At 70.2% G+C, this 22,889-nt stretch carries 22 protein-coding genes and 2 tRNA genes; 8 read left to right on the top strand and 16 right to left on the bottom strand.

Annotated features, from left to right (window positions below; all coding sequences use genetic code 11):
• Nucleotide 1 precedes the first annotated feature (1 nt).
• Together BJP65_RS00565 and BJP65_RS00560 are read right to left on the bottom strand one after the other, a co-directional pair.
• Entirely contained in the window at nt 2–214 is a 213-nt protein-coding gene (locus tag BJP65_RS00565; protein WP_070407899.1) for a hypothetical protein, read from the bottom strand.
• Nucleotides 211–804, bottom strand: coding sequence for a helix-turn-helix domain-containing protein (locus BJP65_RS00560; protein ID WP_070407898.1), 594 nt, complete (start codon nt 802–804; stop codon nt 211–213). Before BJP65_RS00560 ends, BJP65_RS00565 begins: the two co-directional genes overlap by 4 nt.
• A gap of 81 nt (nt 805–885) precedes the next feature.
• Between BJP65_RS00560 and BJP65_RS00555 the strand changes: the two genes are divergently transcribed.
• Complete coding sequence (locus BJP65_RS00555) at nt 886–2,937, top strand: M3 family metallopeptidase (protein ID WP_070407897.1); 2,052 nt, start codon at nt 886–888, stop codon at nt 2,935–2,937.
• A 69-nt stretch (nt 2,938–3,006) separates the two neighbouring features.
• Here the strand turns inward: BJP65_RS00555 and BJP65_RS00550 are convergent, their stop codons facing one another.
• The 7 genes from BJP65_RS00550 to BJP65_RS00520 all read right to left on the bottom strand — a co-directional run bounded on the left by BJP65_RS00550 (nt 3,007) and on the right by BJP65_RS00520 (nt 9,688).
• Entirely contained in the window at nt 3,007–4,128 is a 1,122-nt protein-coding gene (locus BJP65_RS00550; protein WP_070407896.1) for an epoxide hydrolase family protein, read from the bottom strand.
• A 160-nt stretch (nt 4,129–4,288) separates the two neighbouring features.
• A complete protein-coding gene (clpX, locus tag BJP65_RS00545) occupies nt 4,289–5,557 on the bottom strand; it encodes an ATP-dependent Clp protease ATP-binding subunit ClpX (RefSeq protein WP_055836872.1) in 1,269 nt (422 codons plus the stop codon).
• A gap of 269 nt (nt 5,558–5,826) precedes the next feature.
• Complete coding sequence (locus BJP65_RS00540; protein ID WP_055836869.1) at nt 5,827–6,489, bottom strand: ATP-dependent Clp protease proteolytic subunit; 663 nt, start codon at nt 6,487–6,489, stop codon at nt 5,827–5,829.
• Nucleotides 6,490–6,512: 23 nt separating this feature from the next.
• Entirely contained in the window at nt 6,513–7,097 is a 585-nt protein-coding gene (locus BJP65_RS00535; protein WP_055836866.1) for an ATP-dependent Clp protease proteolytic subunit, read from the bottom strand.
• A 78-nt stretch (nt 7,098–7,175) separates the two neighbouring features.
• Nucleotides 7,176–7,664, bottom strand: a complete 489-nt coding sequence (locus BJP65_RS00530) for a tetratricopeptide repeat protein (protein WP_070407895.1) — start codon at nt 7,662–7,664, stop codon at nt 7,176–7,178.
• A gap of 407 nt (nt 7,665–8,071) precedes the next feature.
• On the bottom strand, nt 8,072–9,541 hold the full coding sequence (tig, locus tag BJP65_RS00525) for a trigger factor (protein ID WP_070407894.1): 1,470 nt from the start codon (nt 9,539–9,541) through the stop codon (nt 8,072–8,074).
• 73 nt (nt 9,542–9,614) lie between these two features.
• A tRNA-Pro gene (locus tag BJP65_RS00520) sits at nt 9,615–9,688 on the bottom strand.
• A gap of 255 nt (nt 9,689–9,943) precedes the next feature.
• Here BJP65_RS00520 and BJP65_RS00515 point away from each other — a divergent pair.
• Nucleotides 9,944–10,017: transfer RNA gene (locus BJP65_RS00515), tRNA-Gly, on the top strand.
• 12 nt (nt 10,018–10,029) lie between these two features.
• Here the strand turns inward: BJP65_RS00515 and BJP65_RS00510 are convergent.
• Both BJP65_RS00510 and BJP65_RS00505 read right to left on the bottom strand, forming a co-directional pair.
• On the bottom strand, nt 10,030–10,416 hold the full coding sequence (locus BJP65_RS00510) for a hypothetical protein (protein WP_070407893.1): 387 nt from the start codon (nt 10,414–10,416) through the stop codon (nt 10,030–10,032).
• A 338-nt stretch (nt 10,417–10,754) separates the two neighbouring features.
• Nucleotides 10,755–11,327 (bottom strand): gamma carbonic anhydrase family protein, encoded by a 573-nt coding sequence (locus BJP65_RS00505; protein ID WP_070407892.1) that lies wholly within the window; start codon nt 11,325–11,327, stop codon nt 10,755–10,757.
• A gap of 161 nt (nt 11,328–11,488) precedes the next feature.
• Between BJP65_RS00505 and BJP65_RS16160 the strand changes: the two genes are divergently transcribed.
• From BJP65_RS16160 to BJP65_RS00480, 5 genes are all read left to right on the top strand, one after another.
• A complete protein-coding gene (locus BJP65_RS16160) occupies nt 11,489–12,085 on the top strand; it encodes an alternate-type signal peptide domain-containing protein (RefSeq protein ID WP_181015955.1) in 597 nt (198 codons plus the stop codon).
• Between the two features lie 13 nt (nt 12,086–12,098).
• The gene (locus BJP65_RS00495) at nt 12,099–12,614 is read left to right on the top strand and encodes a hypothetical protein (RefSeq protein ID WP_070407891.1); all 516 of its coding nucleotides are present in this window, start codon (nt 12,099–12,101) and stop codon (nt 12,612–12,614) included.
• Nucleotides 12,611–13,111 (top strand): hypothetical protein, encoded by a 501-nt coding sequence (locus tag BJP65_RS16730; RefSeq protein ID WP_070407890.1) that lies wholly within the window; start codon nt 12,611–12,613, stop codon nt 13,109–13,111. Before BJP65_RS00495 ends, BJP65_RS16730 begins: the two co-directional genes overlap by 4 nt.
• A 53-nt stretch (nt 13,112–13,164) precedes the next feature.
• Complete coding sequence (locus tag BJP65_RS00485; protein ID WP_070407889.1) at nt 13,165–14,328, top strand: signal peptidase I; 1,164 nt, start codon at nt 13,165–13,167, stop codon at nt 14,326–14,328.
• Nucleotides 14,329–14,438: 110 nt separating this feature from the next.
• Nucleotides 14,439–14,924 carry a Dps family protein gene (locus BJP65_RS00480; RefSeq protein WP_070407888.1) on the top strand — a complete coding sequence of 162 codons (486 nt, stop codon included), beginning with the start codon at nt 14,439–14,441 and terminating at the stop codon, nt 14,922–14,924.
• A 109-nt stretch (nt 14,925–15,033) separates the two neighbouring features.
• Here the strand turns inward: BJP65_RS00480 and BJP65_RS00475 are convergent, their stop codons facing one another.
• From BJP65_RS00475 to BJP65_RS00455, 5 genes are all read right to left on the bottom strand, one after another.
• A complete protein-coding gene (locus BJP65_RS00475) occupies nt 15,034–16,527 on the bottom strand; it encodes an amidohydrolase (protein ID WP_070407887.1) in 1,494 nt (497 codons plus the stop codon).
• On the bottom strand, nt 16,524–17,147 hold the full coding sequence (locus BJP65_RS00470) for an FMN-binding negative transcriptional regulator (protein ID WP_181015954.1): 624 nt from the start codon (nt 17,145–17,147) through the stop codon (nt 16,524–16,526). The genes BJP65_RS00475 and BJP65_RS00470 overlap by 4 nt, the downstream gene beginning before the upstream one ends.
• Before the next feature lie 108 nt (nt 17,148–17,255).
• Nucleotides 17,256–18,248, bottom strand: coding sequence for an Fpg/Nei family DNA glycosylase (locus BJP65_RS00465; protein WP_070407886.1), 993 nt, complete (start codon nt 18,246–18,248; stop codon nt 17,256–17,258).
• A complete protein-coding gene (locus BJP65_RS00460) occupies nt 18,248–18,790 on the bottom strand; it encodes a ribose-5-phosphate isomerase (protein WP_055836828.1) in 543 nt (180 codons plus the stop codon). The genes BJP65_RS00465 and BJP65_RS00460 overlap by 1 nt, the downstream gene beginning before the upstream one ends.
• 93 nt (nt 18,791–18,883) lie before the next feature.
• Entirely contained in the window at nt 18,884–20,071 is a 1,188-nt protein-coding gene (locus tag BJP65_RS00455) for a ferrochelatase (protein ID WP_055836825.1), read from the bottom strand.
• Nucleotides 20,072–20,221: 150 nt separating this feature from the next.
• Between BJP65_RS00455 and pepN the strand changes: the two genes are divergently transcribed.
• Nucleotides 20,222–22,771, top strand: coding sequence for an aminopeptidase N (gene pepN / locus BJP65_RS00450; protein ID WP_070407885.1), 2,550 nt, complete (start codon nt 20,222–20,224; stop codon nt 22,769–22,771).
• The last annotated feature ends 118 nt before the right edge of the window (nt 22,772–22,889 follow it).

Here is a 22,889-nt window from a genome sequence, read left to right as displayed (position 1 = left end):
GTCAGCGCACGCGCAGGTAGAACTCCGCCTCGGCATACGGCGACCGCCCGTCGGCTCGGGCGGCGTGCCGTGCCTCGCTGTGCACGGGCCTCACCGCCCGTGCCCGCATGCGGGACTCCGCGGCCCGGGCGAGCATGCGAGACAGGCCCAGCAGGGCGCGGTCGAGGGCGGTGGGGGCGAGGGTGCGCGGCGCCGTGGTCGTGAGAGCGGTCATGAGGCGACTCCGTCGGCGGGAAGAGGGAAGACGTCGGCGCGCATCGTCACCACGCGGACGTCGTCTCCGGTCTGATCGCGGTACCGCTCGGTCGTCTCGTCGATCACCGCCTGCAGGCGTGCGCTGAGGTCGGCCATCTGCGCCGACGTCAGTCGGGCGCTGGCGGTGGCGATGAGCGTGGCATCGCGCCAGTCGGGTGCTTCTTCCCAGCCGTCGCGCACGAAGCGCATGAGCTGCTGCTGCCGCAGGGTGAGGGTCTCGCTCGCGACGGCCTCCTGCACCGCACGACCGGCCGGGGTCTCGGCCAGCTCGGGGTTGGTGAGCGTGATCGCACCCACCGGGCGTTCCCACCAGCGCTCGCGAGCGGTGCCGCGCCCCTCGACCTCGCGGATGAGGTCGTGGCGCGCGAGCGCACGCAGGTGGTAGCTCGTCGCGCCCGTGGACTCCCCCGTGAGCGTCGCGAGGCCGCTCGCCGTCTGGGCACCGTACTGGCTGAGCAGGTCGAACAGGCGGACGCGAAGCGGGTGGGCGAGCGCGCGGAGGGCACCGGCGTCGAGGACGCGTTCCCGGGGTCGGTTCTGCTCGGTCATGATGCAAAGATACCTTTGCACGGGTTTCTTTGCAAGCACTTCTTTGCATCCGGTCGCTTAACGCGTGACTACGCTGGAACGATGACGGATGCCGTGACCAATCCCCTCCTCTCACCGCCCGCCCTCCCCTACGACCTGCCGCCCTACGGCAGCATCCGCGCCGAGCACTACCTCCCCGCGTTCCGCGCGGCGTTCGACGCGCACCGGGCCGAGGTCGACGCCATCACGGCGCAGACCGATGCTCCGACGTTCGAGAACACGCTTCTGGCGCTCGAGCGCAGCGGTGACCTGCTCGACCGCGTCGCGAGGGCGTTCTACACCGTGTCGTCGGCCGACGGAACGCCCGAGATCCAGGCCGCAGAGGAAGAACTCGCGCCGCTCCTGGCCGCGCACGGCGACGCCATTCAGCTCGACGCGGCCCTGTTCGCCCGCATCGCGGCGGTGCACTCCTCCCTCGACGACCTGGAGTTGGATGCCGAAAGCCGGTACCTCGTCGAACGCCACCACCGCGAGATGGCCCTCGCCGGCGCCGGTCTCGACGACGCGCAGAAGGCCCAGCTGACCGACCTCAACCAGCGGCTGTCGGTGCTCACCACCGCGTTCGAGAAGAACCTGCTCGCCGACACGAACGACCTCGCGGTCGTCTTCGACGACGTCGCCGAACTCGACGGTCTCGGCGCCGGCGAACTGTCGGCCGCAGCCCAGGCGGCGACCGCCCGCGGTCTCGAGGGCCGCTACGTCGTCACCCTCACCCTGTACACCGGTCACCCCTACCTGGCGTCGCTCACCAACCGTGAGAGTCGCCGACGCCTGCTCGAGGCCTCCCGCTCGCGCGGGACCCGCGGCAACGCGCACGACAACCGGGCGGTGCTGCGCGACATCGTGCGGCTGCGCGCCGAGCGTGCCGCCCTGCTGGGGTACCCGTCGCACGCCGCGGCCATCCTCGCCGACCAGACGGCCGGCTCCCCCACCGCCGTGCACGAGCTGCTGCGCCGCCTGGCTGCCCCCGCCGCGGCGAACGCCCGCGCCGAGCAGGCCGCGCTCCAGCGCATCGCCGACGCCGACGACATCGAGATCGAGGCGCACGACTGGGCGTTCTTCACCGAGAGGGTTCGGGCAGCCGAGTACGACCTCGATCGTGCGGCACTCCGGCCCTGGTTCGAGGCGGAGCGCGTGCTGCGCGACGGCGTGTTCTTCGCCGCGGAGCAGCTGTACGGCATCCGCGTGAGCGAGCGACACGACCTGCAGGGCTATCACCCCGACGTGCGCGTGTTCGAGGTGCACAACGCCGACGGCAGCGAGCTGGGCCTGTTCCTGCTCGACCTGTACACCCGCGACACCAAGCGGGGCGGCGCGTGGATGAACTCGATCGTCACGCAGTCGGCGCTGCGTGGCACCGCGCCCGTGGTGGTGAACAACCTCAACGTCAACAAGCCCGCGCCGGGTACGCCGACGCTGCTGACCCTCGACGAGGTCATCACGCTGTTCCATGAGTTCGGCCACGCTCTGCACGGGCTCTTCGCGACGGTCACGTACCCGCACTTCGCCGGTACCGCCGTGCACCGCGACTTCGTGGAGTTCCCCAGCCAGGTGAACGAGATGTGGATCCTCTGGCCCGAGATCCTGACGAACTACGCCCGCCACATCGACACCGACGAGGCCCTCCCCGCTGACGTTGTCGAGCGCCTGCACGCGTCGGAGGCGTTCAACCAGGGCTTCGCCACGAGCGAGTACCTGGCGGCTTCGTGGATCGACCAGGCCTGGCACGGCCTGTCCGTCGACGAGGCGGCGGCCGAGATCGACGTCGCCGAGTTCGAGGCCGCCGCCCTGGCGGACATGGGCCTGGACATCCCGGCGGTGCCGACCCGGTACTCGTCGACGTACTTCGCCCACGTGTTCTCGGGCGGGTACAGCGCGGGCTACTACTCGTACATCTGGAGCGAGGTGCTCGACGCCGACACGGTCGAGTGGTTCCGCGCCAACGGAGGCTTGCGCCGCGAGAACGGCGATCGGTTCCGGCAGCGCCTGCTCGGCGTCGGCGGCTCGGGCGATCCGCTGGCGGCCTACCGCGACTTCCGCGGGCGCGACGCCGACATCCAGCCGCTGCTGGAGCGCCGCGGTCTCACGGGCTAAGGCGTCCCGCCGTGGCCCTCGCCGCCGACGGGCGTGGGCGGGGCCACGGCGGGACGAAACCGAGCACGCTCAGATGGTGAGCGACTCGACGAAGTCGCCGACGCGCTGCGCCAACGCCTCCGGCACCTCGGCCGCGGTGAAATGACCGCCTTCGGACAGCCGCTCGAACACCCGCAGGTCGCGGTAGAACGCCCGAGCCATCACCTCGGGGTAGTCGGCCTCATGGCGCTGGATGAAGACCGCAGCCGGCACGGTCGTCGTCGCGGCGGGCTCGGCGTCGGCGGAGTGATGGTCGAAGTAGGGCCGGAACGACGTCGCGATCGTCTGCGTGACCCAGTACAGGGTCACCTCGGTGAGGATCCTCTCGCGGGAGATGCGCGTCTCGAGCGAGCGCGGATCATCGGTGTCGACGTCGGCCCACTCGACGAACTTCTCGACGATCCACGCCAGCAGCGCTGCGGGCGAGTCGTTCAGTCCGACCGCCAGGGTGTCGGGCCGTGTCGCCTGCGCGTGGCTGTACGCACCGCCCGATGCGCGCTCGCGCTCCAGGTGAGCGCGGAACGCCTGCACCTCGGGGACCGCGGACAGGGTCGCGTCACTCGGGGCGGCGAAGTGGGGGTGCGTCGCGATGATGCCGGTCACCTGATTCGGATACCGCACCGCCAGAAGGTCGTTGATCGACGCCGAGACGTCTTCGCCGTAGGTGACGTACGTCTCGTATCCGAGATGCTCGGTCATGAGTTCGTGCACGGACCGCACCAGCCGTTCATCGGTCATCGGCCCCTCCCGATAGGGCGTCGAGAAACCGAACCCGGGCAGGCTGACGACCACGACATGCATGCGAGACTGCAAGCGTTCCGCGAAATCGAGCTGCAGGGCGAAGGTGTGCGGCCACCCGTGCATGACGAGCAGGGCCGGCGCCTCGGGGTCGGGCGCGCGGAGGTGGACGGCGTGCAGCGTCGCCCCCTCGACGTCGACGAGCACCTGCGGGTGCGCGTTCAGCCACTCCTCGCGGGCGCGCCAGTCGAAGTCGGCCCAGGACTCCACCAGCTCGGCGAGGTAGTCGGCCGTCATGCCCGAGGCCGGTCGGCCCGGGGAATCCGGGAGCAGCCGGGAACGGCGCAGACGCTCTCGGAGGTCGACGAGGTCGTGCTCGGGAACGGAGATTCGAAAGGGTGTGACGCTGACCATGTAGCGAGGTTAGCGGCCACCTCCGACATCGCTCGCCGACGCCGCGGCCCGTCTGGTCACCGCCGGTGCAGGACCGCGTGTGCGAACGCTCGCGCTACGGCGCCGCCGTCGTTCGAAACGGTCCCGATCTTCTCAGGCGAGACCAGCCGGGCGTTCGCGCTCAGGCGCTCCGGCGCTTCTGCGCGAGCACGATCGTCGGCGGCACACGGTCTTCGACCGACGCCCGCGTGATGACCACCTTGGCGATGTCATCGGCCGAGGGCACATCGAACATGATCGGCCCGAGCACGTCTTCGAGGATCGCACGCAGACCGCGGGCACCCGTCTTGCGCAGCACCGCGAGGTCGGCGATCGCACGCAACGCGTCTTCGTCGAACTCCAGCTGCACACCGTCGAGCTCGAACATGCGCTGGTACTGCTTGACCAGGGCGTTGCGCGGGGCGGTGAGGATCTCCATCAGCGCGTCCTGGTCGAGGGGCGAGACCGACGCCACGACGGGAAGGCGACCGATGAACTCGGGGATGAGGCCGAACTTGTGCAGGTCTTCGGGAAGCGCCTCGCTGAAGAGGTCGGGCGCATCTTCTTTCCGCTGGAGCGGGGCACCGAAACCGACGCCGTGCTTGCCGACGCGAGCGGAGATGATCTCTTCCAGCCCCGCGAAGGCGCCAGCGACGATGAACAGCACGTTCGTCGTGTCGATCTGGATGAACTCCTGGTGCGGGTGCTTGCGCCCGCCCTGCGGGGGAACCGACGCGACGGTGCCCTCGAGGATCTTCAGCAGGGCCTGCTGCACGCCCTCGCCCGACACGTCGCGCGTGATCGAGGGGTTCTCGGCCTTGCGGGCGATCTTGTCGACCTCATCGATGTAGATGATGCCGGTCTCGGCGCGCTTGACGTCGAAGTCGGCGGCCTGCAGCAGCTTCAGCAGGATGTTCTCGACGTCTTCGCCGACGTATCCCGCCTCGGTGAGCGCCGTGGCATCCGCGACCGCGAACGGCACGTTGAGACGCTTGGCCAGGGTCTGCGCGAGGTAGGTCTTTCCGCAGCCGGTGGGACCGAGCAGCAGGATGTTGCTCTTGGCGATGTCGATCTCTTCGGCACGCGCCTCGGCGGGCTGCAGGGTGCCGTGCGAGCGCACGCGCTTGTAGTGGTTGTAGACGGCGACGGCGAGGGCACGCTTGGCGGCCTCCTGACCGACGACGTACTCCTCGAGGAACGAGAAGATCTCGCGGGGCTTGGGGAGGTCGAACTCGGCGACTTCTCCCGCCGAGGACTCGGCCATGCGCTCTTCGATGATCTCGTTGCACAACTCGACGCATTCGTCGCAGATGTACACGCCGGGACCGGCGATGAGCTGCTGCACCTGCTTCTGGCTCTTGCCGCAGAAGGAGCACTTGAACAGGTCGGCGCTTTCACCGATACGTGCCATGCCGGTTCCTCCTGTCACCCGGCCCCCGCCGGTGTGTACCCGAGCCTAACCCGTGCCCGTACGAACCAAGGGCATTTGGGCCCGCGGCGGTGTCGTGATCGCCCAGGGCGGACGCCGGCATCCGTTCTCTCCCCCGTTTCCCGCGCGCGAATCGCCGAGATATGTCCCTGCGGACCACCCTCGAGCGACGACTCTTGGCGAGTCGCGCGAGGAACGACGAAGCCCCGCAGACCGAAACGGGTCTGCGGGGCTTCGAGACGAGAAGCGCGTCAGGCGGTGAGAGCCGCGGGCATGCGCTTGCGCGTGGTCAGCACCTGGTCGACGAGGCCGTACTCGAGGGCCTCCTGCGCCGACAGGATCTTGTCGCGGTCGATGTCCTTGTTGATCTTCGCGACGTCCTGGCCCGTGTGGTGAGCCATCGTGTGCTCGAGCCAGGTGCGCATGCGCAGGATCTCCTGCGCCTGGATCTCGATGTCGGACGCCTGCCCGTGACCCGCTTCGCCCATGGCGGGCTGGTGGATCAGGATGCGGGCGTTCGGCAGCGCCAGGCGCTTGCCCGGGGCACCGGCGGCCAGCAGCACCGAGGCTGCCGATGCGGCCTGACCGAGCACGACGGTCTGGATCTGCGGCGAGACGTACTGCATCGTGTCGTAGATCGCCGTCATGGCCGTGAACGAGCCACCGGGCGAGTTGATGTACATGATGATGTCGCGGTCGGGGTCCTGCGACTCGAGAACGAGAAGCTGGGCCATCACGTCGTCGGCCGACGCGTCGTCGACCTGCACGCCGAGGAAGATCACGCGGTCTTCGAACAGCTTGTTGTACGGGTCCTGGCGCTTGTAGCCGTAGGCCGTGCGCTCCTCGAACTGAGGAAGAACGTAGCGGCTGCTGGGCATGTGTGACGCTGCGCCGCCGAAAGTGGGGATGTTCATGTCGGTGTCCTTTCCTCTCGGCCTCAGGCCGCGGTCCCGCCGCCGCCGGTGACGTCGGTGGCGTGCTCGCGCATGTGGTCGACGAAGCCGTACTCGAGAGCCTCGGCGGCGCTGAACCAGCGGTCGCGGTCGCCGTCGGCGTTGATCTGCTCGACGCTCTTGCCCGTCTGCGCGGCGGTGATCTCTGCCAGACGACGCTTCATGTCGAGGATGAGCTGCGCCTGCGTCTGGATGTCGCTCGACGTTCCGCCGAAGCCGCCGTGCGGCTGGTGCAGCAGAACGCGCGCGTTGGGCGTGATGTAGCGCTTGCCCTTGGTGCCGCTGGTCAGCAGCAGCTGACCCATCGACGCCGCCATGCCGATACCGACGGTCACGATGTCGTTCGGGACGAACTGCATCGTGTCGTAGATGGCCATGCCGGCGGTGATGGAGCCGCCGGGCGAGTTGATGTAGAGGTAGATGTCCTTCTGCGAGTCCTCTGCGGCCAGCAGCAGGATCTTGGCGCAGATCTCGTTGGCGTTATCGTCGCGCACCTCGGAACCGAGCCAGATGATGCGGTCCTTCAGCAGCCTGTCGAAGACGCTCGTTGCCATAAGGGGTTCGGGCATGTGTGCTCCTCTTCCGGTGATCTGCAACGAATCTACCGGCGGGCCGCGGGCCGGGATGCCGTGTTCGCCGCGGGCGGATCAGCGGGATTCGTCGGCGATTTCTTGCGCATACCCGGTCACCGAGCGGGTATAGCGCGGCAGGTGCGGCGCGAGGGCCCGGAGGGCGATGGATGCCGCCTGCTCGGGCGCACCGGTCGACACCAGCGCGAGGGCGTAGAACGCCGCAGCGGCATCGTGCAGCGGTCCGCGCGGTTCGCGCCCGTACTCGGCGCGGAGCAGTGCCAGGGCCTCCTCGGTCTTGCCGAGGTTGCGGATCGTGCTCGCCAGCTGGATGGTGGCGCGGGTGCGTCGCTCGTCGTCGAGGCCGAGGGCGAGCGCGCGGCGGTAGAGCACCTCCGCCTCGTTCTCGACGCCCGCGGAGTCCCGTGCGCCGGCCCGCTCGAACAGCGCGACGGCGTCGTCGTCGGGCCGCTCCGCGGCCAGCTCGTCGATGCGTGCGATCACCGCCGTGGGTTCGAGCGTCTCGTCTGCCCACACGGCATCCACGCGGTTCTGCCAGTCGTCCATGTCGTCGCTCCGCCCTCTCGGCGTCGTCCTTCTCACTCGAGTGTCCACAACACGCCGCATCACCGAAGCTGGCGCGGCACGTCCTGGACACTCAACAGCATTCGGGGTCGGCGCCGGGCGCGCCGCCACGCGCGCACGCGCACTCCCGGGGGTTCGCGCCCGGGTGCGCACCCCCGGGGGTTCGCGCCGGGGTGCGAACCCTCGGGTTCGTGGCCGAGTGCGCACTCTCGGGTTCCGGCCCTCGCGCCGCGCGCCGCGCCGCCCGTACGCCCCGGGGCCCAAGACCCTGTTGAATGTCCAAGACTCGCCGCTCAGAGCGCGCGGCGCGCGGCGTGTCCTGGACACTCAACAGGGTCCGGGAACGGGAGAGGGGGCGGATGCCGTAGCACCCGCCCCCTCGTCACGACTTACTCGCTCTCGGCGGCCTTGTCGTCTGCCTTCTTCTTGGCGGGCGCGCGCTTCTTGGCGGGAGCCTTCTTCGGAGCCTCCTCGACGGGAGCCTCCTCGGCCTCGACGATGGCGTCGGCGTCGGCGGCGGCGTCGGCGATCTCCTGAGCCTCTTCGACGACCTCGTCGTCACCCTCGGTGGGCTCTTCGCCCTCGACGGCGACGAAGCCGGTCAGGTCGACGGCCTTGCCGTTGGTGTCGACGACGGACACCTTGCCGAGCGCGATCGCGAGGGCCTTGTTGCGGGCGACCTCACCGACGAGCGCGGGCAGCTGGTTGCCCTGCTGGAGCGCGTTGACGAAGTCCTGCGGCGCCATGTTGTACTGCGCGGCCGACTGGATCAGGTACTGCGTGAGCTCGTCCTGCGACACCTGCACGTTGGCGTCTTCGGCGATCTTGTCGAGCACCATCTGCGTGCGGAACTGCTTCTCGCTCGCCTCGGTGACCTCGGCGCGGTGCTCGTCGTCTTCGAGGCGGTTCTCGCCCTCGAGGTGCGTGTGCACCTCGTCTTCGATGAGCGCCGGCGGAACCGGGATGTCGACGGCCTCGAGCAGGGCCTCGATGAACTTGTCACGCGCGGCGGAGCCCTGCGTGAACACGGCCTGCTGCGACACGCGCTCGCTCAGCGACTCGCGGAGCTCCGCGAGCGTGTCGAACTCCGACGCCATCTGCGCGAAATCGTCGTCGGCGTCGGGGAGCTCGCGCTCCTTGACGGCGGTGATGGTCACCGCGACCTCGGCCTCTTCGCCCGCGTGGTCTCCGCCGACCAGCTTCGAGCGGAACGTGGTCTGCTCGTCGGCGGTGAGCGATTCGATGGCCTCGTCGATGCCCTCAAGCAGCTCGCCCGAGCCGACCTCGTACGAGACGCCCTCGGCGCGGTCGATCTCGGCGCCGTCGATGGTGGCGACCAGGTCGAGCTCGACGAAGTCACCGGTGGTCGCGGGGCGGTCGACGGTGACGAGCGTGCCGAAGCGCGCACGCAGGCGGTCGAGCTCGGCGTCGATGCCGGCCTCATCGGCCTCGACCGCGTCGACGGTCACCGTGAGGGTGTCGTAGGCGGGGAGGTCGAACTCGGGGCGCACGTCGACCTCGACGTCGATGACCAGGTCACCGGAGAAATCCTTGAGCTCGGGGAGCTCGATGATCTCGGCGTTGGGGCGACCGATGACGCGCAGTTCCTGGTCGTCGACGGCCGCGCGGTAGAAACCGTCGAGGCCCTCGTTGACGGCGTGCTCGATGACCGCGCCGCGGCCCATGCGCTGATCGATGATCGGGGCGGGGACCTTGCCCTTGCGGAAGCCGGGGATCTGCACGTCGCGCGCGATGTGCTCGTAGGCGTGAGCGATGCTCGGCTTGAGCTCGTCGGGCGAGACCGTGATGTGGAGCTTGACCCGGGTGGGGCTGAGCTTCTCGACGGTGCTGTTGACCATGCGGTTCGTTCTCCTCGTGTGGCCCGCGCGCACGCGGGGGCCGATTGGGCCTGTGGTCTGTGGGGCCGTGACGTCGGGGCGACAGGATTTGAACCTGCGGCCTCCCGCTCCCAAAGCGGGCGCTCTACCAAGCTGAGCTACGCCCCGGGGCGACGCGCGGCACGCGCCGACGAAACGACCGAGGAAAGTCTAGTCGATCGGCCTGGGCACGCCGGTTTCTCTGCGGCGGGGTTGTCCGATCCGCTCAGGATGCGTCCGCGGGCGGCACCTCCTGCCGGTCCTCCGGATGCCGAGGAGCCACCCGCCCGCACACGTGTGTCCCCGCATGGTGTCGGAGGCACTCCCACGGGTGTCGTAGAGTAGAGAAGTCCGATTCCGCGACTCCTCGAGTCGCCGGATTTCGGGGCTGTAGCTTAGTGGTAAAGCCTCTGTCTTCCAAACAGATGATGCGAGTTCGATTCTCGTCAGCCCCTCCATCCGTCCCGCGCCTAGGGATTCTCCGCATCGGCATCCGATCGCCGACGACCGTCTCCGCGGAACGATTCCGGCAGCACGACGTTCTGCCCGGCTCCCGCGAAGAACCCCGCCACCTGCGCGGGTCGATATCCCGCGATCCCGCACCCGACCTCGGTGACCAGGAACCGCAGGTGGGGGTGATCCGCCGCGAACGCGACGAATCGCCGTGCCTGCTCCTCGAACACCGCGAGTCCCGACATCGTGTCGATGCCGTAGGCCTGCCCCTGCGGCCCCTCGCTCTGGCCCCAGACCGCTCCGAAACGGTCCAGGGCGAACCGCGCGGCTCCCCCGCCGTGCGCCCCGGACGCGTTCGATCCGAACACGAAGACCTCGTCGGGGCCGAGCGTCGTGATGTGCATCTCGCGAGACTACGCGTCGCGCTGCTGCTCGGGGCCGGCCCACCCGCCCAGCGACAGATCGAGCTCGAGGCCCGCCTGCGCCTCCGTGGGTACGTCGAATCCGCAGGCGGCGTAGAGCGCTGTTCGCCGCCACGACCCGCGCGGCCACGATCCGCGCGCCGCTGCGGGACGGACCCACTGACGGCGGGTGGACGAGGCGGTTGCGCAGATGGCGGCTCCCGGGCGGCGACGGCATCGCCGACAGCGACACCGCTCGCCACGACACCACAGTCCCGGCGCGGACCCCCGTCAGAGCCGCGGAACTTCACCCGTCGGACGCGTCGATTCGCTCCCCCGGGTCAGTCCGTCCACATGTCCGGGTCTCGATCGAGGTCCGTGACCGGCGACGCGGCGCGATGCCGAGCCGTGTGCGCCACGTACGTCTGGGCGTTCCGCAGAATCTTCGCGCGCTCCTCGTCGGTCAGCACGCGACGCACCCGGGCCGGAACGCCTGCGACGAGCGATCCCGCCGGCACGACGGTGCCCTCGAGCACGACCGCTCCCCCGGCGATGAGGCAGCCGGGACCGATATCGGCACCCGAGAGGATCACGCTCCCCATCCCGATCAGCGAACCGTCGCCGATGGTGCACCCGTGCACGACGGCGTTGTGTCCGACCGAGACGTCGGCGCCGATGACGACGGGGCGTCCGGCGTCGACGTGGACCGAGACGTTGTCCTGCACGTTGCTCCGGGCGCCGACGGTGATCGACGCGCTGTCGCCCCGCAGGACCGCGTTGTACCAGACGCTCGCGTCCGTCGACAGTCGCACGTCCCCCACGACTCGGGCTCCGGATGCCACGAACGCGGTGTCATCGATCTCGGGAGCGGCATCGGGAAGGGCGAGCACGACGGCGTCGCGAGCGATGGTCATGGCCCGACCCTAACGACCCGCGACTACTGGCCGCACGCACGGCCCGACTACCGGCGAGCGCCGCTTCGCCTACCGGGAAGGCGAAACCGGTAGCGCCGCGGACGGGCGGCGCTCATAGGTTCGGTCCCGCACCGCAGCCGCATCCCGCCCTGGAGAACATCATGTCCCGCACCGTTGAAACATCCCCCGCCACCCGCACCCGTTCGGTTCGGCGCCACCCTCGAGGCGTCGCGATCCTCGCCATCGCCGCCGGCACCGCCCTCCTGCTCGGTGGCGCCGGCACGTACGCGTACTGGTCGACCGAGACCGCGTTGAGCGCCGGCACCGTGGAGTCGGGAGACCTCGACCTGACGTTGGGGGCGGGCTCGTGGACCCTGGCGGGCGCACTGCAGCCGGCCACGGCCGTCGACGAGGCAGACCTGGGCGATGTGCGACTGGTTCCGGGCGACGTGCTGACGCTGTCGCAACCGCTGACCGTGACGCTGGAGGGTGACACCATCGCCGCGGACCTCACGGCGGCCCTCGGCGACGACTTCACCACGGGTGCGCTCGCGGCCTATCTCGACGTGGACCTGACGGTGCCGGGCCTCGGCACCGAGACCACTCCGAACACCTACCGCATCACGGGCGACACCGAAGAGACGGTGACCGCCACCCTCACCATCACGTTCCGCTCCACCACCGACCAGCGAAACGGCGTCAACAGCACCGTCGACCTCAACGGTGTGGCGTTCGCGCTGTCGCAGGCGACCTCCTGACACGGGCCTCGGCATGTCGCAGCGTGACGACGGCGTCCCGCGACGGCTGCGCTGGGGAGCGATGCTGGCGACGGTCCTCGTGCTCGGCGGGGGGACCACCGCGGCGCAGGCGTTCTGGCAGAGCCGTGTGCCCCTCGCCGCGGGGGTCGTGGCATCCGGTGACCTGGCCCTCGCGACGCAGTGGGTGGGTTCCTGGTCGGCGTGGAAGCCGCTGTACCCGAGCGGCGTGAGCGACACCGCGACGCTGCGAGTCACCGCGACGGGGAGCGGGACGACGCTCCGCTGGAGGCTCAGCGCCGCGCCGGCGACGCAATCCCCCTGGGTCACGACGCAGGTGTTCGTCGGCGCGTGCGGCAGTGGCACCGTGATCCCGCCGGGGGGTTCGTACACCCCGGCGGGGGGATTGAGGGCGGGACAGTCGGTCGATCTGTGTCTACGCGTGACGCTGCGGGCAGACGCGCCGTCCACCGCGCAGAACACCGCCATCTCGCCGTCGATGACGGTGACGGCCGATCAGGTGCTCTCGTGACGGGGCTGTCGCCGGGGGGCCGGTCGGTGATCGCCGGCGCCGTCGCCCTGTCGTTCCTCTGGGGTCTGACCGCTCCGCCCGCAGAGGCCGCCTGGCAGTCGACCGCCGCGGCGCCCGCGTTCTCGCTGTCGACGGGCTCGCTCGCCGCACCCGTGACCCAGTGCAAGAACGTGACATCGAACCCCCGAGCAGCGCGAATCGAATGGGCGAGTGTCGCGGGCGCGACCGGTTACGACGTCAGGGTCGGGAACACCGTCAACAGCAGCACCACCTTGCTCAGCCAGCAGCAGACGAACCTGTTCTTCGAGGTGCGGGGCTCCCTGCTCGAGAACCTCGGTCTCACCCTCGGTTCGCTCCTCACCGGAGGGTCGGTCCTCGTGACCGTCAAAGCCCGCGTCGGGGCGTGGGAATCCGCGGCCAGCAACGCACAGCCCGTGGTGCTGTCGAGCCTCGTCGGTGGTCTGCTGACCGGAGGGCTGAAGTGTCAGGGAACCTGACCCGACGCTCCACGCGCGAGGCCCACCCCCGCCCGCGCTCCCGCTGGCCGCGTGTGCGTTCCCTCGTCGGCACCGTCGTCATCCTGGCCCTCTCGCTGTTCGCGCTGCTGACCATCGTCATGCCGAACCTGCTCGGGGCTCAGACCTACACCGTGCTCACCGGGAGCATGCAGCCCGGGATGCCGCCCGGCACCATGATCGCGGTGCGCGCCGCGTCGATCGACGACGTGCGGGTCGGCGACGTCGTGACGTACCAGATCCGCTCGGGCGACCCCGCGGTCGTCACGCACCGGGTCGTCGGGACGACGAGCAGCACGGGCGGAGAGCGCCTGCTCGTGACCCGGGGCGACGCCAACGACGTCGACGACCCACCCGTACAGCGTGAGCAACTTCGTGGGACGGTGATCATGGCGGTGCCGTACCTCGGGTATCCGGGTGTGCTGCTGGGCGGGCACGACCGAGGCGCGATCGTCGCGGTGGTGGGCATCGTCATCGTCGGGTACGGCATCTCGCTGCTGGTCGTCGACCTGGTGCGGACCCGGCGTCGGCGCGCTGCGGCGGCGACGCTCGCCGTGCTCGTCGCCGTCGCGGCTCTCACTCCCTTTCTCACTCCGGCGCCCGCGAGAGCCGGCGAGCCGGGGACTCTGTCCTCGGCGGCTGCCTCCCGCGACGCGGCGGAGGGCAACCTGCAGCTCAGCGCCGATGGCATCCGATTCGTCTCCGACGGCTCGCTCGATCCGATCGACGACCTCGGCCGTCTCGCACCGGGAATCACGCTCACCACGCCCGTGTGGATCCGCAACGTCAGCAGCGATCCCGCTCGCGCTGCGGTTCGCCTCGACCTCCCGGGCGCCGACGGGACGCGCCCCACCTTGGCGGGGGCCCTGCGACTCGCCGTCGACGATCAGACGGTCGCGCCGGGCGCCGAATGGCGCAGCGCCGTCATCCCCGTCGGCGGAACGGTGCGCATCGCGATCGGCGTGCGGATGGATGCCGCGGCGGGCAACGACATGCGACGGGCGGCGACGAGCGCCACGCCCGTCGTGCGGCTCAGCGAGTACGTCGAGGGCGCCGACCCGGACTCGCCCCGATCGCCCGGCGATGCGCTGCCCCGGACGGGGCGTGGCACGGACCCGCTCGCCGCCGTCGCGCTCGTGGCGGCCGGAACCGTGGGAGCGGGGCTCGCGCTCGCGACGAGGAGGCGGGAGCATAGGTGAGGATTGCCTATTCATCAGGTATTTAGCCGAGCCTCATCTTGCTTGCGGAATGTCCGCGAGTGAGTAGCGTTGCATCCATCGAGACTTCGAACGTCGCCTAAGGAGCAAACATGAGCACCGTTCACACCCCCGCCGCCACCACCGTCGACTCCACCATGGCGTCCGGCACCGCGCAGTTCCTGTCCCCCGTCGTGATCGGCCTCGAGGCGCTCGTCGTCAACGGCAAGCAGGCGCACTGGCACGTCCGCGGCTCCAACTTCATCGGCGTGCACGAGCTGCTCGACACGGTCGTGGCTCACGCGCAGGATTGGGCCGACCTGGCCGCCGAGCGCATCGTCGCCCTGGGCCTGCCCGTCGACGCGCGCCTGTCGACGGTCGCGGCCAAGGCGAAGGCCACCGAGGTCCCCGCCGGCTTCGCGCAGTCCGACGTCGTCATCCGCGCCGTCATCGCCGACATCGACGCCGTCCTGCTCGACATCGAAGCCGCCATCGAGGGCCTCGACGAGCTCGACATGACCAGCCAGGACGTCGCCATCGAGATCAAGCGCGGTCTCGACAAGGACCGCTGGTTCCTGTTCGCGCACCTCGCGGCGTAATTCCTCCACGAAGGGGGCGGTGCTTCGGCGCCGCCCCCTTCGTCGTCCCCGCGCACAAGACGCCGGGGGTGTCGTCGCGCGCGAATCCGAAGCGGCGAGGACGTGTGCGTCACGCGCCGTGCGTCACGCGCCCCGCGAGCAGCGTCGTGCGCACCGGCATGGCGCGCAGGCCCCGCTCGTCGGCGGCGTGCGGATCGTCGCCCACGATGACGAGATCCGCCAGGGCCCCGGGGCTGATCTGCGCCGGCGTCGTCGATCCTCCGGCGGTGGATGCCGCGATGGCGGTGTCGATGTCGATCCGCTGGTGCGGGTGCCAGGCGTCGCGCCCGTCGCGCGTGCGGAACACGGCCGACGCCATCGCCGCCCAGGGATCCAGCGACGCCACGGGCGCGTCGGAGCCGAACCGCACGTTCGCCCCGCTGTCGACCAGGGCGCGCAGGGGGTAGGGCTGCGCGGATTGCTCGGCCCAGATGGCATCCGTCATGTCGCGATCGTCGAGCGCGTGCTCGGGTTGCACGCTCGCCGCGACTCCCAGCCGGGCGAAACGCGGAATGTCGGCGTGCGCGACGAGCTGCGCGTGCTCGATGGTGCCCACCGCGCCGGTGCGCGCGTAGGCGTCGAGAGCGTGAGCGTTCGCGACGTCGCCGATGGCGTGGATCGCGCACTCGAGCCCCGCGGCGGTCGCCCGCGTCATCATGTCGACGAGGGCGTCGGGGGGCACGGTGAGCAGTCCGTGGTTGCCGATCTCACCCGGGTAGTGGTGGGCGCACGCCGCCGTGCGGGTTCCGAGCGACCCGTCGGTGATGGCCTTCAGCGGTCCGACGCGCACGAGGTCGTGCGCCGCCCCGCGCACCCGGTCGCCGGTGCGCAGGCCCTCGGCGATCGCGCGGTCGAGGTGCTGCGGGTAGGTGCCGTACGAGACGCGGAGCGTGTCGAAGCCCCGCGCGACCCTCCGTTGCCAGGGCTCGTCGTTCCAGGTCATGTCGAGGTCGACGAGTCCGACGATCCCGCGCGCCGCGGCGGCGCGAGCCATGCGCTCGACGGCGTCGTCGGCACGGTCCGGCTCCATGGCGTTGAGTCGGCGCGAGATCTCGAAGGCGTCCTCTTCGCGCAGCATCCCGGACGCCACGGGCTCGAAGCCCTCGCGACGGAACGCGGCGCTGTTCATCCAGACGCTGTGCACGTCGGCGTTGACCAGGTACGTCGCCCCGTCTCCGGTCGCGGCGTCGAGCAGGGCGAGGCTCGGCTCGTCGGGCCACAGCCCGTCGCGGAAGCCGACGCCGACGCGGCGTCCGTCGCTCTCGGGGGCGAACGCCATGATCGATGCGGCATCGCGCGCCGAGGCGACCTCGCCGAGCGGCACGCGCTCGGCGACCAGGGCCCACTGCAGCACGTGCACGTGGTGGTCCCAGAGGCCGGGCAGCAGCCAGCCGCCCTCCCCGTCCACCACCACGCCGGTGGGCCGGAGATTCCCCGTGGGGGCGATGTCGGCGATCACCCCGTCGGCGATGACGAGGTCGACGGGCTCCGAGGTGGGGAGGAACTCACGACCCGGCCCCGCCACCCGCACGGCGCGGACGAATCCGACGTGCTCGCCGATCACGCGCGTCCCCGGGCGTCTTCGGCGCGGCGCATCTCGCCGGCGAGCTCGGGGTGCTGCGCGGACAGCCCCGCGACGATGGTCTCGACCACTTCGGCGCTCTTGTTCTGGCTCAGCTTGCGTTTGGCCGTGACCCGCGTGGGTGTCAGGCGGAAGCCGACGGTGCCGCGCTCGAGGCGTTCGACGAACGTCGCGTCGTTCGGCAGGGCGTACAGGGTCCGCGCGTCGTCGGCGCCGCCCTCGAACCGCTCGACGAGACTTTCGAGTACGCGGAGGTTCTCGTCGGGCGTCAGGATCTCCGGGATGCCGGAGAGGTGCGCCGACACGAAGTTCCAGGTGGGGACGGCGGGCACGTCGCCGTACCACCGGGGAGTGACGCATCCGTGCGGGCCCTGCACCACCACGAGCAGCTCGCGGTTGCCGAGACCGAGGATCGCGTCGTCGGGCTTGCCGACGTGCCCGACGATGGTCAGGTCGTCGCGCTGGTCGTCGAGCATGACCGCATAGTGCGAGGCGACGAGACCGTCGTCGCCCTGACCGACGAGGGTGACCCACGGGTGGCGGTCGATGAGACGCCGGATCTCACCGACGTCGGTCATCGCGAAGCTGGGGTTCTGGCGCACCGGATCAGCCTAGAACGCGGCGGGCTTCACCAGGCTCATCCGCCGACGCGGCGCGCGAGGCACCGGGCTCGTCGACGGGACCGTCCCCGGCAGATCAGGCCTGGCAGATCAGGCCTGGCAGCGTGGGCACCAGTACAGCTTGCGCCCCGCCGCCTCTTCCATCACGATGTCGGTGCCGCATACGCGGCACGGCAGACCCGCGCGGTGGTAGACCCAGTGCCGGTCGTCGCGATGGGCCATGGCACGGCGATACGCCCCGGGGTCGAGGTCGTCCATCGTCATCATCTGGCCGGTCTCGACGCCGATCGACAGCAGTCGCACCCAGTCGCGCCACATGCCGCGGACGACCTCTTCGGGCACGTCGCGGCCAGGCGTGTGCGGGTTCTGCCGGGCGCGGAAGAGGATCTCGGCGCGGTAGACGTTGCCGATTCCGCTGACCACGGCCTGATCCATCAGGAGCAGGCCGATGGCGGTGGGCTTCTTCTTGACGGTCGCGGTGAAGCGTTCCTCGCCCTCGGCGACGTCGTCGACGAGAGGGTCGGGGCCGAGCTTCGCGATCGCCGCCGCCACCTCGTCGGGCGTCTGCAGCACGCAGGCCGTGGGGCCGCGCAGATCGGCGCACGTCGTCTCGGTGAGAAGACGCAGCCGCACGGCGCCGACCACCGGCGGCGGCCACTCGACCTGTTCGTCGAGGCCGGTCGTCTGCTCCGACATGCGCACGCGCGCGCGCCGCGGGGCGCCGATCGAGCTCAGGGAGTTCTCGCCCGCGGCGTCGAGGATCGGCGCGTCGTCGAACGTGGTGCCGCGCTGGTTGGTGTGCCCCATGCGGCCGTTCGCCGAGGCGATCGTCGCGTCGAGCGCCACCTCGCCCGAGAAGTCCCACGCGCCGTACATGCCCAGGTGCACGCGAAGCCACACGTCACCGTCGAACCGCAGGAACATCTGCTTGGCGACGGCCCGCACCTCGACCGCTTCGCGCCCGTCGAGCACCGACGCGCCCTCGACGAAACGACCCTGGGGGCTGGATGCCGCCACGACGCGCCCCACGATGTTGCGGTCGAACTGCCGCGCGATGCGGTGGACGGAATGCCCTTCGGGCATCAGCCTGCCTCGGGGTCGAACGAGTCGCTGGCGTCGGTCAGGGTGTTCTCGCCGCGAGCCGCCCGCGGGTCGGGCAGCAGCACGCCGTCTTGCTCGTACGCCGCGAGCTGGCCGATCCGGCGCGCGTGGCGCTCTTCGCCCGAGAACGGTGTCGCGATGAAGCGGTCGATGAACGATGCGGCCTCGTCGAACGTGTGCTGACGCGCGCCGATCGAGATGACGTTGGCGTCGTTGTGCTCGCGCGCGAGCTCGGCGGTCGACACGTTCCACACCAGCGCGGCGCGCACGCCCAGCACCTTGTTCGCGGCGATCTGCTCGCCGTTGCCTGAGCCGCCGAAGACGACGCCGAGCGCGTCGACGCCGTCGGCCTGATCACGCACGACCGCTTGAGCGGCGCGGATGCAGAAGGCCGGGTAGTCGTCGAGCGGGTCGTACTCGAGGGGGCCGTGGTCGACGACCTCGTGCCCCTGGGCGGCGAGGTGGTGCTGGATCTGGGTCGAGAACTCGAGACCGGCGTGATCGGTGCCGATGTGGATGCGCATGCGCTCATCTTATTGACGGCCGCCGACATCAGGGGGCGGACGCGACGACGCCGCCCGCTCCCCGGAAGAGAGAGCGGGCGGCGTCGGATCGGGTCAGGGGCGAACGCCCGCGGCGACGGGCTTGAACCCGGCGCGGATGTTCTCGCAGCAGCCGGGGCGGCACACGTCGTACCACGGCCCCAGGTCGGTCAGGTGCGGGCGTTCCGATTTCGGAGTGCCGTTCAGTCGCTCCTCGACGAGGTCGACGAGGCCCGAGACGTAGGCCGGGTCGACGCCGGGCGTGGGCGTGCGGACGGCCCGGATGCCGGCTTCCTCGGCGGCCTCCATGGCCTCGGTGTCGAGGTCCCAGAGCACCTCCATGTGGTCGCTGACGAAGCCGAGCGGCACGATCGCGACGGCCTCGACCCCGCGGCCGGGGAGTTCGGCGATCACGTCGTTGACGTCGGGCTCGAGCCAGGGCTGCGTGGGCGGGCCGGAGCGCGACTGGTAGACGAGCTCCCACTCGACCTCGGCGACGGCGTCGGCGACAGCGGCCATGACGACCTCGGCCACGGCCTTGTGCTGCGCCTCGTACGCGCCCCCCTCGCCGAACTCGACGTCACGGGGGCCCGAGCGCTGGGCGTCGGCCATCGGAATGGAGTGGGTCGAGAACAGGACACGGATCTTCTCGGGCGCGATCCCGTCGGCGACGAAGCCGGCCACGGCATCCGTCACTCCGCGCAGGAACGTGTCGACGAAGCCGGGGTGGTCGAAGAACTGGCGCACCTTGTCGATCGTCACGGTCTCGCCGAGCCCCGTCGACTCGAGCACGCGGGCGTAGTCCTCGCGGTACTGCCGGCAGCTCGAGAACGAGCTGTACGCGCTCGTGGCGATCGCCAGAAGAGTGGTGTGGCCGGCCTCGGCGGCCTCGGTCACGGCCTCTTCGAGGTAGGGCGCCCAGTTGCGGTTGCCCCAGTAGACGGGCAGGCCCAGCCCGCGCGCAGCGATCTCCGCCTCCAGAGCCGCCTTCAACTCGCGGTTGTGCTCGTTGATGGGGCTGACCCCGCCGAAGTGGCGGTAGTGATGGGCGACCTCTTCGAGTCGCTCGTCGGGGATGCCGCGTCCGCGCGTGACGTTGCGGAGGAAGGGGATGACGTCATCCTGCCCCTCCGGGCCGCCGAATCCGGCGAGGAGGATGCCGTCGTACGCGACGGGCGTCTCGACCCACTTGGGCCCCGACGCCGCGGCGGGCGAGGCATAGAGGACGGGTTCAGGGGTGGTGTCCGTGTCGGTCGTGCTCACGCAGACATCCTCGCACCTGCATGGCGAGCCCGGGCGCGGGTTATCTCGTGACTAGGCTTATCTGGTTGTCATCGTCGCCGACGGCGTCCGTCGTCACCCGCGAGAGCGCTCGATCTGCGACGATCCACCCTCATCCCAGGGAGTACGCCAGTGCCAGGAGAGAACCTCACCCGCATCGAAGCGCAGGAACGCCGCGCCGTCGTCGACACGCACGCCTACGACGTGCAGCTCGATCTCACCCGCGGCGACGAGGTCTTCTCCTCGCGCACCGTCGTCACCTTCGCCGCCACCGAGGGCGCATCGACGTTCATCGATCTCATCGCGCGCACCGTGCACTCCGTCACGCTGAACGGCCGCTCCCTCGACCCGGCCGCCGTGTTCGTCGACTCGCGCATCGCGCTCGACGAGCTGGCATCCGAGAACGAGCTTGTCGTCGAGGCCGACTGCGAGTACACGAACACCGGCGAGGGCCTGCACCGCTTCGTCGACCCCGTCGACGGCGAGGTCTACCTCTACTCGCAGTTCGAGGTTCCCGACTCCCGCCGCATGTACACGGTGTTCGAGCAGCCCGATCTCAAGGCCGCCTTCACGTTCTCGGTGACCGCCCCCGCGCGCTGGAAGGTCGTCTCCAACTCCCCCACGCCCGAGCCCGTCGCCGTCGGCGACGACACCGCCCGCTGGGACTTCCCCCCGACGCCCCGCATCTCGTCGTACATCACCGCGCTCGTGGCGGGTCCGTACGAGGCGACCTTCTCGGAGCTGACCAGCGCCGACGGCCGCGTCATCCCCCTCGGCGTCTTCGCCCGCAAGAGCCTCTGGCAGCACCTCGACGCCGACTACGTCTTCGACAAGACGCGCCAGGGCTTCGCGTACTTCGAGGAGAAGTTCGGGTTCCCGTACCCGTTCGCCAAGTACGACCAGCTCTTCGTGCCCGAGTTCAATGCCGGCGCGATGGAGAACGCCGGCGCGGTGACCTTCACCGAGACCTACGTCTTCCGCAGCAAGGTCACCGACGCGGTCAAGGAACGCCGCGTCGTGACGATCCTGCACGAGCTCGCCCACATGTGGTTCGGCGACCTCGTCACCATGAAGTGGTGGAACGACCTCTGGCTCAACGAGTCGTTCGCCGAATGGGCGTCGACGATCGCCACCGCCGAGGCCACCGAGTGGAAAGCCGCCTGGACGACCTTCAACGCGATGGAGAAGACCTGGGCCTACCGTCAGGACCAGCTCCCCTCGACCCACCCGGTCGTCGCCGAGATCACCGACCTCGAAGACGTGCAGGTCAACTTCGACGGCATCACCTACGCCAAGGGCGGGTCGGTGCTCAAGCAGCTCGCCGCCTGGGTCGGGATCGAGCAGTTCTTCGCCGGGGTCGGCGCGTACTTCCAGAAGCACCAGTGGTCGAACACCGAGGTCGGCGACCTGCTCGTCGAGCTCGAGGCCACCAGCGGCCGCGACCTGGGCGACTGGTCGAAGAAGTGGCTCGAGACGGCGGGCGTCAACACGCTCTCGCCGCTCATCGAAGAAGGCTCCGACGGCACCATCTCGCGCTTCGCGATCGTGCAGACGGCGCCCGCCGACTACCCCACCATCCGTCCGCACCGCCTCGGCGTCGGCTTCTACTCGCTGAACGACACCGGAGCGCTCGAGCGCGTGCATCGCGTCGAGATCGACGTCGACGGTGACCGCACCGAGGTCGCCGAGCTCCGCGGCATCCGTCGTCCGGATCTCGTGCTGCTCAACGACGACGACCTGGCCTACGCGAAGATCCGCCTCGACGAGCGCTCGCTCGCCACGGCGATCGCCCACCTCAAGGACATCTCCGACCCGCTGGCCCGCTCGCTCGTCTGGGGTGCGGCCTGGGATCAGACCCGGGATGCCGAGTCCTCGGCCACCGACTACCTGGATCTCGTGCTGCGCAACATCGGTTCCGAGACCGAGTCCACGACGGTGCGCACGACGCTCGGTCAGCTGCAGCTCGCCGCCAACTCGTACGTGACGCCCGCGTCGCGCGAGGCGGCTCGCGCACGCGTCGCCGACGGCCTCTGGGCGCTCGCCCAGGCCGCCGAGGCCGGCAGCGACAGCCAGCTGCAGTTCGTCACCGCGTTCGCCTCGGCGGCCTCGACTCCGGCGCACGCCGAGACGGTGCGGGCCCTGCGCTCGGGCGAGACGGTGCTCGACGGCCTCGAGATCGACACCGACCTGTCGTGGCAGTTGCTCATCTCGCTGGCCACGGCCGGCGTGGTGTCGGCCGCCGACATCGACGCGGCCCGCGCTGCCGACAACACCTCGAAGGGTGGGGAGCTCGCCGCCCAGGCGAAGGCCTCGCTGCCCACGCACGAGGCAAAGCAGCAGGCGTGGAACTCGCTCATCGACAATGCCGACGCGCCGAACACGATCGTGCGTTCGACCGCCCTCGGCTTCACGCACCCGGCGACGGTCGACGTGCTGGCCGACTTCGTCGAGCCGTACTTCGCGATGCTGCTGCCGATCTGGGAGTCGCGCAGCTACCAGATCGCGCAGTACCTGATCGTGGGTCTGTACCCCGCCGCCCTCGCGAACACCGCCCTGCGCGATGCGACCCGCGCCTGGCTGACGCAGAACGCCGACGCCGCCCCGGCGCTGCGCCGCCTCGTCGGCGAGAACCTCGCCGGCGTGGAGCGTGCGCTGTCGGTCCAGGAGCGCGACTCGCAGTAATCAAGCCCCTCAGAATGCCCCCTCCCTCACCGGGAGGGGGCATTCGTCGTTCGCGGGTCATCCCCGGGTGGACCCGGATCATCCCCTGGGAGGATGCCCCCGCCCGGTGCGCCTCCGT

The sequence above is a fragment of the Microbacterium sp. BH-3-3-3 genome (assembly GCF_001792815.1).
Taxonomy (GTDB): domain Bacteria; phylum Actinomycetota; class Actinomycetes; order Actinomycetales; family Microbacteriaceae; genus Microbacterium.
Note: the sequence above shows the minus strand (reverse complement) of the source record. Positions and strands in the feature narration are given on the sequence as shown.